The following is a 2,466-nucleotide window of genomic DNA, read 5'->3' as shown; positions in this document are numbered from 1 at the left end:
CGCCAACTACTACCAAGATGGTTGACGTAATACTTGCTACTGCGCTTGATTTGGTCAATATTAAGCAATTCAAAAACTGGTTTACAAGCTGCTGCTACTGTACTTCATAAACCTGGAATACGCTGTAGCTCTAGTTTCTAGACTTAATCCTGACATCATGCCATTTAAGTTGCTCAGATGTCTTAAAGCATGAGTCTGAGTGAATTTACCCCAACTTTCTAAAACTTTATGTGCTGATTTAGCATATTTTACAGCTATTGTACAGCTATTAACTGCCATGAAAATGACCGTAAACGGACAAAGAGAACGGCTGAAAGATTGGAGCCAGATTAACTGGAGACAGATGAATAAAGCCGTGAGAAATCTCCGTCGAAGAATCTTTCGTGCCTCAGAGACTGGTAATTTCTGTAAGCTCAGAAACTTGCAGAAATTAATGATGAGAAATTACGCCAACCTATTATTGTCTGTCCGACAAATCACTCAAACCAATCAAGGTAAACAAACCGCTGGTATTGATAAGGAGGTAATCAACTCACCAGCCCAAAGAGTGGAATTTGTTAATACATGGAAGGGTGGAAATCAAAAACCTGTGCGGCGAGTAGAAATCCCCAAGAAAAATGGCAAAATGCGTCCCCTCGGTATCCCAACCGTCAGGGATAGAGTCATGCAGGCAATAGTTAAAAATACACTGGAACCTGAGTGGGAAGCTAGATTTGAGCCCAATTCCTATGGGTTCCGACCTGGCAGAAGTTGTCAAGATGCTATCGAACAATCATTCACCAGATTAAGTGACAATCCCAGAGGTAGCAATGATAAATGGGTTCTAGAAGCTGATATAAAAGGCTTTTTTGACAACATCGCCCATGAATCTATCCTAAAAATGATTAGTAACTTTCCTAAAAGAGGGCTAATCGAAGGATGGTTAAAAGCTGGATTTGTTCTCAATGGGAAACTAAACCCCACAGAGACGGGCACACCACAGGGAGGAGTCATCTCCCCACTTCTAGCCAACATCGGACTGCATGGATTAGAAACATATATAAAATCCACCAACCACCGACTAGGCGTGGTCAGATATGCTGATGATTTTATTGTCACAGCTAGAGACAAAGGAAGTCTCGAAACTGCCAAAATCCAGATTCAAGCGTGGATGTCCGAACAAGGACTTGAACTCAGTGCTGAGAAGACGCTAATCACGTCAATAGAAGATGGCTTCGACTTTTTGGGTTATAACCTCAGACATTACAACAGAAAACTGTTAATCAAACCCTCAAAACCTAAAGTTCTCAATTTTTGTAAGAGAATCGGTCAAGAGATAAAAAGTCTGGATGGGAGTAACCAAGAGGCAATAATTAGAAAGCTGAATCCGATTCTCAGGGGTTTTGCTAACTATTATAGAGGGGTAGTGAGCAAGCAAACCTTCAGTTACATTTCACACAGGGTGTGGGAATACCTCTGGCGGTGGTGTAAACGCCAACATCCTAAGAAAAACACAAAGTGGGTCAGAAAAAGATACTTTAAAACCATCAAAGGCAATAAATGGACGTTCGCTACCACAATTAGCGACCGCCGAGGAAAAGAGAAAATTATTACTCTTTACCAGATAGCGTACACGCCCATCGAACGTCACATAAAGGTTAAAGGGAATACTTCACCTGACAACCCTCTTCAACAAGAATATTGGCTCAATCGAAACCAAAGACTAGGCAAATCATACTGGAGTAAGGGCGGTAAATACTATTCCGTCGCTCAAAATCAAAACTGGATTTGTCCTATCTGCGGAGAGTTATTGTTAAATGGAGAGGAAATAGAAACCCACCACATAGTACCTGTTGCTAAAGGCGGTACTGACGACGAGTACAACCTTCAGCACGTCCACCTAGCTTGTCACAAACAGGTACATTCTCAAAACCAAAAACCAGTTTCAAAAGGCTAGAAGTTAGGCTTGAGCCGTGTAAGTGCGAAAGTCTTAAGCACGGTTCTTAGGGGAGGGGAGAGCGGCGACGCTTGAACCTTACCCGACAGAGATAGAGGTAGCAATGCCTCTATCGACTCTAACAAGTCCCTGTTGCAGCCACTTTAATATCCACAGCCGAACCACCAGAAGGCTGCACTTTCGACTCCAAAACAATATCGGATTCCTTGTCATTCCCATCTTCCCCATTCACAATGAGGATACCCTGAACATTCTGAGCATTCGATACCGCCTCTTGAGTCCCGGCTTTTTTGAAGGGACAGCCGCAATCCTCTTGAGTCTCGGCGCTGTCAGTGTTCAGTATGTCATCGGTTTTGTCCAGCAGAGCTAAATTGTCAGGCATTGTGTCGCTCACTTGGTGTTGGTGCAAATAAACTGATTCAGAATGTACCTCATCTGTCTCACTTATGTCTTGACCAAAAAAGCCCGAAAAAGACTGAAAAAGCCCGAAGTTTCACACAATTTTATTTTGCCTTCACTCAACCTATGGT

General features: G+C 42.7%; 2 protein-coding genes. One reads left to right on the top strand and one right to left on the bottom strand.

The features are described from left to right. Nucleotides 1–199: 199 nt before the first annotated feature. A complete protein-coding gene (gene ltrA / locus PY364_RS10570; protein ID WP_275522351.1) occupies nt 200–1,936 on the top strand; it encodes a group II intron reverse transcriptase/maturase in 1,737 nt (578 codons plus the stop codon). A gap of 118 nt (nt 1,937–2,054) precedes the next feature. Here the strand turns inward: ltrA and PY364_RS10565 are convergent, their stop codons facing one another. Continuing rightward, the gene (locus PY364_RS10565) at nt 2,055–2,318 is read right to left on the bottom strand and encodes a hypothetical protein (RefSeq protein WP_275522349.1); all 264 of its coding nucleotides are present in this window, start codon (nt 2,316–2,318) and stop codon (nt 2,055–2,057) included. Between the last annotated feature and the right edge of the window lie 148 nt (nt 2,319–2,466).

It is taken from the genome of Kamptonema sp. UHCC 0994 (assembly GCF_029167235.1).
GTDB lineage: Bacteria > Cyanobacteriota > Cyanobacteriia > Cyanobacteriales > Microcoleaceae > Kamptonema.
Note: the sequence above shows the minus strand (reverse complement) of the source record. Positions and strands in the feature narration are given on the sequence as shown.

What these genes read in the sequence shown, in the direction of transcription:
- PY364_RS10565 (WP_275522349.1), bottom strand. Translation starts at nt 2,318, where the DNA reads ATGCCTGACAATTTAGCTCTGCTGGACAAAACCGATGACATACTGAAC.